Origin of the sequence: Streptomyces sp. NPDC015346 (assembly GCF_043078785.1) — a bacterium.
Taxonomy (GTDB): Bacteria; Actinomycetota; Actinomycetes; order Streptomycetales; family Streptomycetaceae; genus Streptomyces.
Genome location: NZ_JBIBTW010000005.1, coordinates 202,916 through 216,530 on the forward strand (window position 1 = coordinate 202,916; position 13,615 = coordinate 216,530).

At 70.2% G+C, this 13,615-nt stretch carries 13 protein-coding genes; 5 read left to right on the plus strand and 8 right to left on the minus strand.

Features of this window, described 5'->3' with window-relative positions; all coding sequences use genetic code 11:
• Positions 1 to 4: 4 nt before the first annotated feature.
• Together ACF06X_RS19985 and ureA are read right to left on the minus strand one after the other, a co-directional pair.
• On the minus strand, positions 5 to 1,687 hold the full coding sequence (locus ACF06X_RS19985; RefSeq protein ID WP_392288593.1) for an urease subunit alpha: 1,683 nt from the start codon (positions 1,685 to 1,687) through the stop codon (positions 5 to 7).
• Positions 1,687 to 2,385 (minus strand): urease subunit gamma, encoded by a 699-nt coding sequence (ureA, locus tag ACF06X_RS19990; RefSeq protein ID WP_392288594.1) that lies wholly within the window; start codon positions 2,383 to 2,385, stop codon positions 1,687 to 1,689. The genes ACF06X_RS19985 and ureA overlap by 1 nt, the downstream gene beginning before the upstream one ends.
• A 138-nt stretch (positions 2,386 to 2,523) precedes the next feature.
• On the opposite strand from ureA, the gene ACF06X_RS19995 reads away from it, so the two are divergent.
• Positions 2,524 to 3,975 carry a cytosine permease gene (locus ACF06X_RS19995; RefSeq protein WP_392288595.1) on the plus strand — a complete coding sequence of 484 codons (1,452 nt, stop codon included), beginning with the start codon at positions 2,524 to 2,526 and terminating at the stop codon, positions 3,973 to 3,975.
• Between the two features lie 77 nt (positions 3,976 to 4,052).
• On the opposite strand, the gene ACF06X_RS20000 is transcribed toward ACF06X_RS19995, so the two are convergent.
• The 4 genes from ACF06X_RS20000 to ACF06X_RS20015 all read right to left on the minus strand — a co-directional run bounded on the left by ACF06X_RS20000 (position 4,053) and on the right by ACF06X_RS20015 (position 7,487).
• Entirely contained in the window at positions 4,053 to 5,141 is a 1,089-nt protein-coding gene (locus ACF06X_RS20000) for a branched-chain amino acid aminotransferase (RefSeq protein ID WP_392288596.1), read from the minus strand.
• A 244-nt stretch (positions 5,142 to 5,385) separates the two neighbouring features.
• Positions 5,386 to 6,426, minus strand: a complete 1,041-nt coding sequence (locus ACF06X_RS20005) for a 3-isopropylmalate dehydrogenase (RefSeq protein WP_158990825.1) — start codon at positions 6,424 to 6,426, stop codon at positions 5,386 to 5,388.
• Positions 6,427 to 6,529: 103 nt separating this feature from the next.
• On the minus strand, positions 6,530 to 6,664 hold the full coding sequence (locus tag ACF06X_RS20010) for a hypothetical protein (RefSeq protein WP_392288597.1): 135 nt from the start codon (positions 6,662 to 6,664) through the stop codon (positions 6,530 to 6,532).
• Between the two features lie 280 nt (positions 6,665 to 6,944).
• Complete coding sequence (locus ACF06X_RS20015) at positions 6,945 to 7,487, minus strand: GNAT family N-acetyltransferase (RefSeq protein ID WP_392288598.1); 543 nt, start codon at positions 7,485 to 7,487, stop codon at positions 6,945 to 6,947.
• Positions 7,488 to 7,610: 123 nt separating this feature from the next.
• Between ACF06X_RS20015 and ACF06X_RS20020 the strand changes: the two genes are divergently transcribed.
• From ACF06X_RS20020 to ACF06X_RS20035, 4 genes are read left to right on the plus strand one after another with little or no spacing between them, the layout of a single operon-like run.
• Positions 7,611 to 8,498, plus strand: coding sequence for an alpha/beta fold hydrolase (locus ACF06X_RS20020; RefSeq protein WP_392288599.1), 888 nt, complete (start codon positions 7,611 to 7,613; stop codon positions 8,496 to 8,498).
• Between the two features lie 39 nt (positions 8,499 to 8,537).
• Positions 8,538 to 8,957 (plus strand): hypothetical protein, encoded by a 420-nt coding sequence (locus ACF06X_RS20025; protein ID WP_392288600.1) that lies wholly within the window; start codon positions 8,538 to 8,540, stop codon positions 8,955 to 8,957.
• A gap of 6 nt (positions 8,958 to 8,963) precedes the next feature.
• The gene (locus tag ACF06X_RS20030) at positions 8,964 to 10,406 is read left to right on the plus strand and encodes a hypothetical protein (RefSeq protein ID WP_392288601.1); all 1,443 of its coding nucleotides are present in this window, start codon (positions 8,964 to 8,966) and stop codon (positions 10,404 to 10,406) included.
• Complete coding sequence (locus ACF06X_RS20035; protein WP_392288602.1) at positions 10,403 to 10,900, plus strand: hypothetical protein; 498 nt, start codon at positions 10,403 to 10,405, stop codon at positions 10,898 to 10,900. Before ACF06X_RS20030 ends, ACF06X_RS20035 begins: the two co-directional genes overlap by 4 nt.
• Before the next feature lie 94 nt (positions 10,901 to 10,994).
• Here the strand turns inward: ACF06X_RS20035 and pruA are convergent, their stop codons facing one another.
• Both pruA and ACF06X_RS20045 read right to left on the minus strand, forming a co-directional pair.
• Positions 10,995 to 12,626 (minus strand): L-glutamate gamma-semialdehyde dehydrogenase, encoded by a 1,632-nt coding sequence (pruA, locus tag ACF06X_RS20040; protein ID WP_392288603.1) that lies wholly within the window; start codon positions 12,624 to 12,626, stop codon positions 10,995 to 10,997.
• A 30-nt stretch (positions 12,627 to 12,656) separates the two neighbouring features.
• The gene (locus ACF06X_RS20045) at positions 12,657 to 13,583 is read right to left on the minus strand and encodes a proline dehydrogenase family protein (RefSeq protein WP_392288604.1); all 927 of its coding nucleotides are present in this window, start codon (positions 13,581 to 13,583) and stop codon (positions 12,657 to 12,659) included.
• Between the last annotated feature and the right edge of the window lie 32 nt (positions 13,584 to 13,615).

Genomic DNA, 13,615 nt, shown 5'->3' on the forward strand with positions numbered 1-13,615 from the left:
GTCCTCAGAGGAAGTAGAGACGGTTCAGGGAGATCGATTCGGCCGGTTCGGAGCGGATCGGGTCGCCGTCCAGCGACACGAGGCCCGTCCGGCCGTCGACCGAGACGTCTCCGATACGGGAGTTCAGCAGCAGGTTTCCGGGGCCGATGCCCCGCGTCCCGCGGACGGCCACGCGCCGGCGCCGGGTCGGCAGCGAGTCCGAGCCGAGCTCGACGGCGGCCCGGGCGACGAAGGCGACGGAGATGTCGGCCGGGGTCGCTCCGTGGGCTCCGAACAGCGGTCCGAGGACGAGCGGTTCGCAGGTGTCGGTGGCGGCGTTCGGATCGCCCACGACCCCCCACGCCGGGAAGCCGGCCTTCAGCACCATCTGGGGCTTGGCGCCGAAGTACTGGGGCCGCCACAGCACGATGTCGGCCATCTTGCCGACCTCGATCGAGCCGATCTCGTGGGCGAGGCCGTGGGCGATCGCCGGGTTGATGGTCAGCTTGGCCATGTAGCGCAGCACGCGCGCGTTGTCGTCGTGCGCGCCGTCGCCCTCCAGCGGGCCCAGCTCGGCCTTCATCTTCCCGGCCATGGCGAAGGTCCGGCGTACGGTCTCGCCGGCCCTCCCCATCCCCTGCGCGTCGGAGGAGGTGATCCCGATCGCGCCGAGGTCGTGCAGGACGTCCTCCGCGCCCATCGTCCCGGCCCGGATCCGGTCCCGCGCCATGGCGGCGTCGCCGGGCAGGTCGGTCTTCAGGTCGTGGACGGAGACGATCATCCCGTAGTGCTCGGCGACCGCGTCGCGGCCGAAGGGCAGCGTGGGGTTGGTGGACGAGCCGATGACGTTCGGCACGCCCGCCATCTTCAGGACGTTGGGTACGTGTCCGCCGCCGCAGCCCTCGATGTGGAAGGCGTGGATCGTCCGGCCGTCCAGGACGCGCAGGGTGTCCTCGACGGAGAGGCACTCGTTCAGGCCGTCGCTGTGCAGGGCGACCTGGACGTCGTGCTCCTCGGCGACCCGCAGCGCGGTGTCGAGGGCGCGGGTGTGGGCGCCCATGTCCTCGTGGACCTTGAAGCCGGACGCGCCGCCCTCGGCGAGCGCCTCGACCAGCGGGGCGGGGTCCGAGGACGAGCCGCGGCCGAGGAAGCCGATGTTGACGGGCCAGGCGTCGAAGGCGTTGAAGGCGTGCTTCAGGGCCCAGGGCGAGTTGACGCCGACGCCCCACACGGGGCCGAACTCCTGGCCGATGATCGTGGTGACGCCGGAGGCCAGCGAGGCCTCCATGATCCGCGGCGAGAGCAGGTGGACATGGGTGTCGACGGCGCCGGCGGTGGCGATGAGCCCCTCGCCGGAGACGATCGACGTGCCGGTGCCGACGACGACGTCGACGCCGTCGAGGGTGTCGGGGTTGCCGGCCCGGCCGATGGCGTGGATGCGGCCCTCGCGGATGCCGATGGACACCTTGCGGATGCCCTGGACGGCGTCGATCAGCAGGACGTTGCTGATCACGACGTCGCAGGTGTCACGGACGGCGGCGGCCTTGAGGTGCAGTCCGTCGCGGGCGGTCTTGCCGAAGCCGGCGAGGAACTCATCCCCGGGCTTCTGGGAGTCCGACTCGACCCGGACGACGAGTCCGGAGTCGCCGAGGACGACCCGGTCGCCCGCACGGGGGCCGTGCACCGACGCGTACTCGTACGGGTCCATCAGTTGCCCTCCTTCGGGGACTCGGCTCCCAGGTAGCCACAGGCCGCCGCCCTGCGCAGCGCCTCTTCCTTCGCACCCGGCTCGTCGAGCGGGCCGTCGACCAGGCCCGCGAAGCCGATGGCGACGCGGGCGCCGCCGATCGGGACGAGCCCGACCTCGGCCTCGCCGCCCGGGTCGAAGCGGAACGAGGAGCCCGCGGGGACGGCGAGGCGCATGCCGTAGGCGGCGGCTCGGTCGAAGTCGAGACGCGGATTGGCCTCGAAGAAGTGGAAGTGGGAGGTGACGCTCACCGGGACGGTCGCGGTGTTGCGGACCCTGAGGCGCAGCGCGGGCTCCTGCTCGGCGTCGGCGGGGGCCGGGAGCAGGGCGCCGGGGGCGCCGTCGCCCAGGCCGCCTCCCCCGATCGGGTCGGAGACGACCGCGAGCCGCGAGCCGTCGTCGAAGACGGCCTCGACATGTACTTCGGTGACGACGTCGGCCACACCCGGCAGCACGTCGTCCGGGCCGAGGACGGATCGGGCCTCGGCGATGGCCTCGGCGAGTCGCCTGCCGTCGCGGGCCGCCTCGCAGACCGTGTCCGCGATGAGGGCGGTCGCCTCGGGCACGTTCAGCCGCAGGCCTCGTGCCCGGCGGGCCCTGGCGAGCTCCGCGGCACCGAAGAGCAGCAGCCGGTCCCGCTCCGTGGGGGTCAGTCGCACCTGGAAAACACCTCCTGTTTGAGCGACACTCTAAACGGTGAAGCCGCTGGATCCAAGCATTGACGTACGCGGGAGCAGTGGGTCACATTGAGCGTCACTCAAAAACCTGTCCACCCGCTTGTCCCCGCAGGAGGCCCCATGCCGATCGAACAGCGCGGAGTCGACACCATCCCCGAAGCGGAACGCACCAGCGGCCCGCGTGATCTCCTGTCGATCCTTCTCGGTTCGAACCTCTGCCTGGGTGTGATCGTCTTCGGCTGGCTGCCGGTCTCCTTCGGCCTCGGGCTGTGGGCCTCGGTGACCTCCGTCGTCGCCGGCACGCTCGTCGGCGTCGCCGTGACCGCCCCGCTCGCGCTCGTCTCGCTGCGTACCGCGACCAACCTCTCCACCTCCAGCGGCGCCTTCTTCGGCGTCCGCGGACGGCTCGTCGGCTCGGTCGTCGGTCTGCTGCTCTCCCTCGGCTACACCGCGCTGACGCTGTGGATCGGCGGGGACGTGATGGTGGGCACGCTCGCCCGGCTGACCGGCCTGCCGACCGGCGGCCTCACCCACACCGTCGTGTACGCGGTGCTCGCCGCCTGCACCGTCGTCGCCGCGGTCTACGGCTACCGCCTGCTGCTCCGGCTCAGCAAGGCGCTCGCCATCGGCATGACCCTGCTGCTCGCCCTCGGCCTCGTCGCGTACGCGGGCGACTTCACCACGGCGGCGGTGCCCGAGACCCCGTACCTGCTCGGCTCGTTCTGGCCGACCTGGGTGCTGTCCGCGGTGGCGGCCGGGCTCAGCGGACCGGTCGCCTTCATCACGCTGCTCGGCGACTACACCCGCTACATCTCGCCCGAGCGGCACAGCGCGAAGACCGTGTGGCGGACCACCTGCCTGGGCCTGCTCGCCGGTCTGCTGATCCCGCAGCTCTTCGGTACGTTCACGGCGTTGGCGGCGCGCGGCGGCCTGGACTACGCGGGCCCGCTCGTCGACGCCTCCCCCGCCTGGTACCTCGTGCCGCTGCTCCTCGCGGCGACCGCGGGCTCGGTCGGCAACGCGGGGCTGATGCTCTACTCGATGGGTCTCGACCTCGACGCGATCCTGCCGCGCGCGACCCGGGCCCGGGCGACCCTGGTGGTCGCGGTGGTGGCGACGGCCTTCGTCTTCCTGGGCCACTTCGCCTCGGACGCCCAGTCCGCGATGACGTCGTTCGTCCTGCTGCTGACCGCGATCGGCACGCCGTGGGCGGTGATCACGCTGATAGGCCACGCGCGCTGCGGCGGCGCGTACGACCCGGAGGCGCTGCAGGTCTACAACCGCCGCGCGAAGGGCGGGGCGTACTGGTACCGGGCGGGCTGGCACCCCCGGGCCGTCGCCTCCTGGACGCTGGGCGCCGGTGTGGGTCTCGCGGCGGTGTCGACACCGCTCTACGAGGGTCCGCTGCTGGCCCTGACGGGCGGGATCGACTGCAGCTTCATTCTGTCGGGTGTGGTGGGCGGCACGCTGTACGCGGCGCTGACCCCGAAGTCGGCACTGATCCCGAAGTCGGCGCCGGCTCGGGATTCGGTGCCGGCGCGCGAGCCGGACGCCGAGGTCGCCGTCTCCTGAGCGACGACGGTGTCCTTCGGACACGAAGATGGGGCGCCCCGAGGGGCGCCCCATCTGTCGATCGGCCGGAAAGCGGGTCAGGCCAGCTCGTGCGTCCAGCCGTGGACGTCCTCGGCCTTGCCCGTCTGGATGGCGAGCAGCGTGTCACGCAGGCGCATCGTGACCTCGCCGGGCTCGCCGCCCGACTGCCGCCACTCGCCGCGCGTCGACTTCACCGTGCCGACCGGGGTGATCACCGCGGCCGTGCCGCAGGCGAAGACCTCGGTCAGGGTGCCGTTCTCGGAGTCGGCCTGCCACTGGTCGATGGAGACCCGGCCCTCCTCGGACTCGTAACCGAGGTCCTTGGCGAGCTGCAGCAGCGAGTCGCGGGTGATGCCGGCGAGGAGGGAGCCGGTGAGCGTCGGCGTCACGATCTTGTTGCCGTACACGAAGTACAGGTTCATGCCGCCGAGTTCCTCGACCCACTTGTGCTCCACCGCGTCGAGGTAGGCGACCTGGTCGCAGCCCTTCGCCGCCGCCTCTGCCTGGGCCAGCAGGGAGGCCGCGTAGTTGCCGCCGGTCTTGGCGTCGCCCACGCCGCCGGGGACGGCGCGGACGCGGTCCTCCGAGAGCCAGATGGAGACGGGCTTCACGCCGCCGGGGAAGTACGGTCCGGCGGGCGAGGCGATGACGACGAAGAGGTACTCGTTGGCCGGGCGCACCCCGAGGCCGACCTCGGTCGCGATCATGAACGGGCGCAGGTAGAGGGAGTCCTCGCCGCCGTGCGCCGGAACCCACGCCTTGTCCTGCTGGACCAGCACGTCACAGGCCTCGATGAAGGTCTCGACGGGCAGCTCCGGCATGGCGAGCCGGCGCGCGGACGCCTGGAAGCGCCGGGCATTGGCGTCGGGGCGGAAGGTGGCGACGGAGCCGTCGGGCCTGCGGTACGCCTTGAGACCCTCGAAGATCTCCTGGGCGTAGTGCAGGACGTTCGTGGCCGGGTCGAGGGAGAGCGGGCCGTACGGCACGAGCTCGCCGTCGTGCCAGCCGCGGCCCTCGGTCCACCGGATCGTCACCATGTGGTCGGTGAAGTGGCGGCCGAATCCGGGGCTGGCCAGGATCGCCTCGCGCTCCGCTTCGGACAGCGGGCTGGAGGAGGGCTTGAGCTCGATCGTGGGCGTCGTCATGAGTGCTTGTCCTTCACCGGTTGTGTGTGACGGACCGCGCTCACGCCGCTATCAGTGCTCTGCTAGGACGTCCGAGCTTTCCCGCATGCCGCGGCCCCACGTTCGATTATCGCCCGTGGGAACCGGTGCACGGAAACGGTGTGCATACGGTCCAGGATGTGATGGTGGCACCCTGCGACCGCATAGGTACAGCCGCCGGGTGCGGAATGCGACCCGGCGGCTGTGTGTGGCGTCAGTCGGCGGGTCAGCTCGCTACTCGTACCGCGAGCGCGTCGCCGATCTCGTCCGTCGTACGGACCGAGTCGCCGCGCTCGGTCAGGTCGGCGGCGACGGCCTGCTCGATGCGGCCGGCCTGGGTCTCGTAGCCGAGGTGGCGCAGCAGGAGCGCGACGGAGAGAACGGTGGCCGTCGGGTCGGCCTTGCCCTGGCCCGCGATGTCGGGCGCGGAGCCGTGGACGGGCTCGAACATGGACGGGAACTCGCCGCTCGGGTTGATGTTGCCCGAGGCGGCGACGCCGATGCCGCCGGAGACGGCCGCGGCGAGGTCGGTGATGATGTCGCCGAAGAGGTTGTCGGTGACGATCACGTCGAACCGCTCGGGCTGCGTGACGAGGAAGATCGTCGCCGCGTCCACGTGCAGGTAGTCCGTGGTGACCTCGGGGAACTCCTCGGCCACCTTGTTGAAGATGTTGGTCCACAGGTGACCCGCGTACGCCAGGACGTTGTTCTTGTGGACCAGCGTCAGCTTCTTGCGCGGGCGGGCCTGGGCGCGGGCGAAGGCGTCACGGACGACGCGCTCGACACCGAAGGCCGTGTTGACGGAGACCTCGGTGGCGACCTCGTGCGGGGTGCCGGTGCGGATGGAGCCGCCGTTGCCGGTGTACGGGCCTTCGGTGCCCTCGCGGACCACGATGAAGTCGATCTCGGGCTGGCCCTTGAGCGGGGTCGACACGCCGGGGAGCAGCTTCGACGGACGCAGGTTGACGTGGTGGTCGAAGAGGAAACGGAGCTTCAGCAGGAAGCCGCGCTCCAGCACGCCGGACGGGACGGAGGGGTCGCCGATCGCGCCGAGCAGGATGGCGTCGTGCTGCTTGAGGGCCTCGACGTCGGCGTCGGTGAGCGTCTCACCGGTCGCGTGGTAGCGCTTGGCGCCGAAGTCGTACTCCTTCGTCTCCAGCTTCACATCCTGCGGAAGGGCGGCGGCGAGGACCTTGAGGCCCTGGGCCACGACCTCCTGGCCGATACCGTCGCCGGGAATGACTGCGAGATTGATGCTGTGAGACATGTCGGCACCCTACTCCTCGTCCCATGGCTTGACACTCATCGTCCACCATGCGGACGCGTGTGCCGGTGACCGGCGCGGTGCCGGTGCTCGAGGTGGGACGCGGTCAGTGACCTGTCGACCCGCCGTTGTCACGGCGGTCGAGGGCCCGCTGGAGGGCGGCGGCGGCGTTCTTGCGAGCGTCGTCGCTGGGGCGGGTGACGGAGTGGCGGACACGGCGGACGGCGGTCTCTGCGGCCATGGGGATCGACTCCTTGAGATCAGTGGTGATCGAAGGCGCCGGAAGGGGCGGGGAGCGGGGCCCGCAGGGGTTGCCTGCACGGGGGCACCGCGCTCACGACCGCCATTCGCTGATGGAGCGAGACGTTCGGCTCCTACAAAGCTAGGACAGGTCGCCGCATCTGTCTCCACAATTACTCGGACTTCCTACTATCTGAGACGGCGATCACCGGGCCGAGGCGTGCGGCTCCCGGATCAGAGCCCGCACGACGAGGGATCGGGCCGGCTCAGGCGGTGATCCGTCACATCACGTCGCCGTCACGCCAGTCGAAGGCGAGCGGGGCGGCGGGATCGGGCAGGTCCCGGCCGCCGGCCGGCTTCAGGAAGGTCGAACCCTCCTCCTCCGGGAGGCGGACGGGCCCCTCGGGCCCGAGCACCTCGATCCGCCCCTGCCAGACGCGCCAGCCGCGCGCCGCGTAGAGCGTGGCACCGTCGTCGGACGCGGACAGGGCCCCGAAGGCGTACGCCCCGTCGATCACCCGCTCCAACTCGGCCATGAGCTGTCCCGCGAGCCCCTCGCGCCGCCGGTCGGCGCGGACGCCGACGCCTTCGACGTACCCCACGCGGTAGGAGCGGCCCCGGTGAAGGGCGCGGCGCATGATGACGCTGCCGTGGGCCGCGATGCCGCGGTCGTCCTCGATCCAGGCGTGGATGCCACCGAGGGCGTGGTCCCAGTCCTCGTCGGAGAATCCGCCGCCGAAGGCGGCGTCGAGCATCTCCCGTACGGCGCGGAGCCGTTGGGCACCGAGTTCATGGGTGGGAGCGATGCGGGGAGAGTCGGTCACGGAACCAGTCTGCCACCTGAGCCCCCTCCCGCTCTAACCTCCTAACTCCTCTTGACAGGTGAGGAGATGCCCGTTTGACTCCACCCCTGACCGCCAAAACAACTCTGAGGGGTTAGTTTTCCGATGACCGGCTACCAGGTCCACCACCGCACCGTCTCCGTCCGCGGCCACGCGATCCACTACCGCGAGGCCGGCCCGGCCGATGCCCCGGCGCTGCTCCTGCTCCACGGCTTCCCCACCAGCTCGCACATGTTCCGCGACCTGATCCCGCTGCTCGCCGACTGCTTCCGGCTGATCGCCCCCGACCACCTGGGCTTCGGCCGGAGCGCGGCGCCGCCGGCCGACGAGTTCGACTACACCTTCGCCGAACTGGCCGCCGTGACCGGCGAGTTCACCGAGCTGCTCGGCCTCGACCGGTTCGCCCTCTACGTCCAGGACTACGGCGCCCCGATCGGCCTCCGCCTGGCCCTCGCCCACCCCGAGCGGATCACGGCGATCATCACCCAGAACGGCAACGCGTACAAGGAGGGCCTCGGCGCCGACGCCTGGGCCCCGGTCCTGGCCCTGATCGCCGACCGCACCCCGGAGACAGAGGCCCCGGTCCGCGCGATCCGCTCACTGGACGGCATCAGGTGGCAGTACGAAACGGGCGTCCCACCCGAGTACCGAGACCTCCTCAGCCCCGACGCCTGGCACCACGACGCCACCCTGATGTCCCGCGAGGGCCAGGACGCCATCCAGCTGAACCTGATCGCCGACTACGGCTCGAACTTCGCCCTCTACCCCGCCTTCCAGCACTACTTCCGCACGACCCAGGTCCCCCTCCTCGCCGTCTGGGGCGAGGGCGACGAGATCTTCGTCCCCGCCGGCGCCAAGGCCTTCCAGCGCGACCTCCCGAACGCGGAGATCCACCTCCTCCCCACGGGCCACTTCGCCCTGGAGACCCACGCCCCCCACATCGCCGCCCTGATCGGCGATTTCCTCGAACGCGCTGTCGGACCCGCTGTGTAGGGTGAAAACGGATTGGCGCCAATCTCAACGGGGGTGGATATGGCGTTCGACGACGAGTGGTCGCAGATCAAGGCCGACACGACGAACACGCGGCTCAACCAACTCGACGGTGGCGGCTCAGGCGGCGGTGGCGGTGCGGGGGCACCCGACCTGAAGACGGCACCGGCCGAGAAGAGGGCGGCGGCCCAGGCGATCCGGGAGATCCTGGAGCCGGACACGAAGACGGCCGGGGGCCACGCGGACGCCTCGACCACAGCCGCGAAGACCGAGTTCGCGGGCTGGCAGACGGCGTCCGCCCTGAAGACCGTCGAGGAGACCTGGACCGGCCAGGTGAAGATGCTGCTCGGCCGGCTCGGCGGCGAGAAGGCCGCGCTCAGCGGCTCCGGACTCTCCTACCAGGCACAGGAGTTGCGAACCCGCGACGGTTTCGTGCCCTTGCTCCCCCGCCCGAAGGAGTAGCCGGTCATGCTCACGTACCACGAGGTCATGACGACCGACTTCGGCAGGCTGACCACCGCGGCCGCCGCCTGGGACGGCATGGCCGACAAGTTCGAGACGCTGGAGACGACGTACGAGAAGAAGGTGCAGTCGACCGCCACGAGTGGTGTCTGGCTGGGCCAGGCGCAGCAAGTGGCGGCTCCCAACTTCGCCGTCACCCGCAACGAGTACAACAGTGCCCAGATACAGGCGCGGACGGTGGCCATGCTGCTGCGGGAAGCGGTCACGCTCTTCACCGAACTGCGGAGCAAAGTAAAGGCGGCGGTCGACGAGGCCCTTGGTGCCGGGATGAAGGTCAGTGACGGCGGCGTGGCGTCGTTCGACTTCTCCAAGGTCGACCCGCAGGAAGCCGGCGCGATCCGCCACGACCCTGACCTCGCCGAGGTGGAGCGCTCCTGGACGCGGAGGATCCAGCAGGCGGTGGACGCCTTCGAGGAGGCCGACAGCGGGGTGAAGCTCGCCCTGATCGACGCGGTGACGGACACGAACTTCCAGGACGGCACGTTCGGCGGATTCAACGGCAGCCGCCCGTACGCCTCGCTCAAGGAGGCGGCCGCGGCGGAGAACATGCCGAAGGACCGGGCGAAGGTCGCGGAGTGGTGGAGCAGGCTTGACCCGGTGACGCGGGCCATCCTGCTGGAGGAGCGGGGGGAGGAACTGAAGAAGGCGGGGATCCTGGACGCCTTCAAGTACCAGTGGGAAACGCCTGACCCGGGCGCGGGGCCGTTCGGAGCCGAAGAGCCCACGGCGAACGACTACTGGATCCTCTCCCAGGCCAAGTTGATCGAGGGCGGCGGTGACGCCTTCGGGCAGAACGCCGCGAGCCGCAACATGTCTCACTACCTCGGGGCGACAGGAGACCCCCTGAACGTGGACGTGGACCGCTTCCTTCACGACGAGAAGCAGCTTCGGGACTCGGTGAGGGACAACCATCTCGTCCCCAACCAGGCGGCCTGGCGCCAGCAGGGTCTGGACGCCTTCGAGAAGTCTGGCGGCAAGCCGGTGGCGATCCCCGTGGAGAGCGGTGCCTTCGGGCAGCAGCTCAAGCCAGGCACCGAGTGGTTCCACGCGATCAACGCGCACCAGCAGAATGTCTCGGGCGTGGTCACCGTGACTCCCGGTCCGGACGGCAAGCCCAAGGTGTCCCTCGACTACCAGGTCAACGTCTGGGACCGGTACAACTTCGACAAGGGGAAGTCCATCGACATCGGCCCCTGGAACATCCCCGACGAGGACATGGCTCGGCTGCACAAGACCGGCCTCGCCCAGGAGTTCGACATGCGAGGTTCCAGTTCCGTGCGCCATCAGGACCTGACCGACGGCCCTGGGCCGGGCGTGGTGCCCGAGGCCGACCCGGGACGTGACGGCACGCGGCAGGATCCGGAGCGCGGCCGGGAGGAGAATCGATGACCGGAGCACGTCTGGGGCGGGTGCTGGGGACGGTCGCTCTCGTGGGGATGCTCGGCGCCTGTTCGTCGGGGTCGGGCGAGGGGCGCGGGTGGGAGTGGGACAAGGAGGCGGGGGCGCCCGAGGCAGCGGCGTTCATGAAGATCGACGTCCCCGCCACGGCGACCGAGGTGAAGGGGGCGGTGAAGCTCGTACCGCAGGACGCGATCCATCTGCTGTCGTTCGTCACCACGCCGAAGGCGGCGGAGGAGATCGGCCGGCAGTTCGAGGGGCAGGAGCCGCTGAAGGTGCGGCCGTCCCAGAGCCCACCGCCCGTGGATCAGCCAGATTTCGCCCATCTCAATCTGCCCGAACCGCAAGCCGTGGACGGCCTGCGCTGGGCTGGTGTCTGTCCGCCCTGTGTCAAGGACAAGCCACGCCGGCACATCGAGTGGATCGAGATCTACCTCCAGAAGCTCGACCCCGAGCGCACCAGGGTCTTCCTGCGCGCCTGGTGAGCGTGCCCGTACATGAGAACCGCCCCCGTCCTCGGTTGGGGGACCCAGGAGGGGGGCGGTGTCAGGGGGTGGGCCTCAGGGAGGGCCGGGGGTGTCAGCCCATGTGGGGGTAGCCGTAGTCGGTCGGCGGGACCAGGGTCTCCTTGATCGCGCGGGTCAGCGTCCAGCGCATCAGGTTCTGCGGGGCGCCCGCCTTGTCGTTCGTGCCGGACGCGCGGCCGCCGCCGAAGGGCTGCTGGCCGACGACGGCGCCGGTCGACTTGTCGTTGATGTAGAAGTTGCCCGCGGCGAAGCGGAGCTTCTCCATCGTGTACGCGGCGGCCGCGCGGTCGCCCGAGATCACCGAGCCCGTCAGCGCGTAGTCCGAGACCGACTCCATCTGGGTCAGCATCTCGTCGTACCGGTCGTCCTCGTAGACGTGGACCGCGAGGATCGGGCCGAAGTACTCGGTCGTGAAGACCTCGTTCTCCGGGTCCGAGCACTCGATGACGGTCGGGCGGACGAAGTAGCCCTCGGAGTCGTCGTACGTGCCGCCGGCCACGATCGTGCAGGTCGGGTCGGCCTTCGCGCGGTCGATCGCGGCCTTGTTCTTGGCGAACGCGCGCTCGTCGATCACGGCGCCGATGAAGTTCGACAGGTCGGTGACGTCACCCATCTTGATGCCGTCGACCTCGGCCGCGAACTCCTCCTTGAAGCCGTCGTTCCAGATGGAGGCCGGAACGTAGGCGCGCGAGGACGCGGAGCACTTCTGGCCCTGGAACTCGAAGGAGCCGCGGGTCAGCGCGGTCTTCAGGACGGCGCGGTCGGCGCTCGGGTGCGCGACGACGAAGTCCTTGCCGCCGGTCTCGCCGACGATCCGCGGGTACGAGCGGTACTTCTCGATGTTGTTGCCGACCGTCTTCCACAGGTGCTGGAAGGTCCTGGTCGAACCGGTGAAGTGGATACCGGCCAGGTCGCGGTGGTTCAGGGCCACCTCGGAGACGGCGATGCCGTCGCCCGTCACCAGGTTGATGACGCCCTTCGGCAGCCCGGCCTCCTCCAGGAGCTCCATGAGGAGCACGGCGGAGTGGGTCTGCGTCGGGGACGGCTTCCAGACCACCACGTTGCCCATCAGCGCGGGGGCGGTGGGCAGGTTGCCCGCGATGGCCGTGAAGTTGAACGGCGTGATCGCGTAGACGAAGCCCTCCAGCGGGCGGTGGTCCAGACGGTTCCACACACCCGGGGAGTTCGCCGGCGGCTGCTCGGCCAGGATCTGGCGGGCGTACGCCACGTTGAAGCGCCAGAAGTCGACGAGCTCGCAGGGGGTGTCGATCTCGGCCTGCTGGGCGGTCTTGGACTGGCCCAGCATGGTGGAGGCGGCCAGCGTCTCGCGCCATGGGCCGGCCAGCAGCTCGGCGGCGCGCAGGATGATCGCGGCGCGGTCGTCGAAGGACATCGCGCGCCAGGCCGGGGCGGCGGCCAGGGCCGCGTCGATCGCGTCCTGGGCGTCCGCCTGCGTGGCCGCGGCGAAGGTGCCGATGACGGCCTTGTGGTTGTGCGGCTGGACGACGTCGAAGCGCTCGCCACCGCCCATGCGCTTGACGCCGCCGATGGTCATCGGCAGCTCGCGCGGGTTCTCGGCCAGCTCCTTGAGCTTGGCCTCCAGACGGAGGCGCTCGGCGGAACCGGGGGCGTAGCTGTGCACCGGCTCGTTGACCGGAGCGGGGACCTGGGTGACAGCGTCCATGAGTCTCGTAACTCCTTGTGAGAGGTGGGCTCAGCCCTTGGTGAGGATGGAGCGGGCGAAGAAGAGGAGGTTGGCCGGCTTCTCCGCGAGGCGGCGCATGAAGTAGCCGTACCAGTCCGTGCCGTAGGCGGTGTAGACGCGCATGCGGTGTCCTTCGGCGGCGAGACGGTTCTGCTCGTCGCCGCGGATGCCGTAGAGCATCTGGAACTCGTACTCGTCCAGTTTGCGCCCGGCGCGGCGGGCGAGCTCCTGGCCGATGGAGATGAGCCGCGGGTCGTGCGAGCCGATCATGGGGTAGCCCTTGCCCTCCATCAGGATCTTCATGATCCGGACGTACGCCTTGTCGATCTCGGGCTTGTCCTGGAGGGCGACGGAGGCGGGCTCCTTGTAGGCGCCCTTCACGATCCGGACTCGGGAGCCGTCGGCGGCGAGGCGGCGGGCGTCCTCCTCGGTGCGGAAGAGGTACGCCTGGATGACGCAGCCGGTCTGCGGGAAGTCCTTCCGCAGCTCCTGGTGGATGGCGAACATCGAGTCGAGGGTGGTGTGGTCCTCGGCGTCGAGGGTGACCGTCGTGCCGATCTCGGCGGCGGCCTCGACGACCGGCCGGACGTTCGCGAGGGCCAGCTCGTGCCCCTCCTCCAGCGCCTGGCCGAACATCGACAGCTTCACCGACATCTCGGCGCGCTCGCCGAGGCCCAGCTCCTTCAGGCGGCCGATGAGCTCCAGGTACGCGTCCCGGGCGGCGTGGGACTGCTCGACGGTGGTGATGTCCTCGCCGACGACGTCGAGGGTGACCTCCAGGCCCCGGCCGGTGATGTCCCGGACGATCGGGATGACGTCGTCGACCGTCTCGCCCGCGATGAACCGGTCGACGACCTGCTTGGTCCCGGGGGCGGCCGACACGAAGCGGCGCATCTTGTCGCTGCGGGACGCGGCGAGGATCACGGGACCCAGCACGGGGACCTCCAGAGGGCAAGGTGACGAAAGGT

Coding starts and splice junctions, on each gene's coding strand:
- ACF06X_RS19995 (WP_392288595.1), top strand. CDS start 2,524: ATGCCGATCGAACAGCGCGGAGTCGACACCATCCCCGAAGCGGAACGC.
- ACF06X_RS20000 (WP_392288596.1), bottom strand. CDS start 5,141: ATGACGACGCCCACGATCGAGCTCAAGCCCTCCTCCAGCCCGCTGTCC.
- ACF06X_RS19985 (WP_392288593.1), bottom strand. CDS start 1,687: ATGGACCCGTACGAGTACGCGTCGGTGCACGGCCCCCGTGCGGGCGAC.
- ACF06X_RS20035 (WP_392288602.1), top strand. CDS start 10,403: ATGACCGGAGCACGTCTGGGGCGGGTGCTGGGGACGGTCGCTCTCGTG.
- pruA (WP_392288603.1), bottom strand. CDS start 12,626: ATGGACGCTGTCACCCAGGTCCCCGCTCCGGTCAACGAGCCGGTGCAC.
- ACF06X_RS20005 (WP_158990825.1), bottom strand. CDS start 6,426: ATGTCTCACAGCATCAATCTCGCAGTCATTCCCGGCGACGGTATCGGC.
- ACF06X_RS20020 (WP_392288599.1), top strand. CDS start 7,611: ATGACCGGCTACCAGGTCCACCACCGCACCGTCTCCGTCCGCGGCCAC.
- ACF06X_RS20010 (WP_392288597.1), bottom strand. CDS start 6,664: ATGGCCGCAGAGACCGCCGTCCGCCGTGTCCGCCACTCCGTCACCCGC.
- ACF06X_RS20025 (WP_392288600.1), top strand. CDS start 8,538: ATGGCGTTCGACGACGAGTGGTCGCAGATCAAGGCCGACACGACGAAC.
- ACF06X_RS20030 (WP_392288601.1), top strand. CDS start 8,964: ATGCTCACGTACCACGAGGTCATGACGACCGACTTCGGCAGGCTGACC.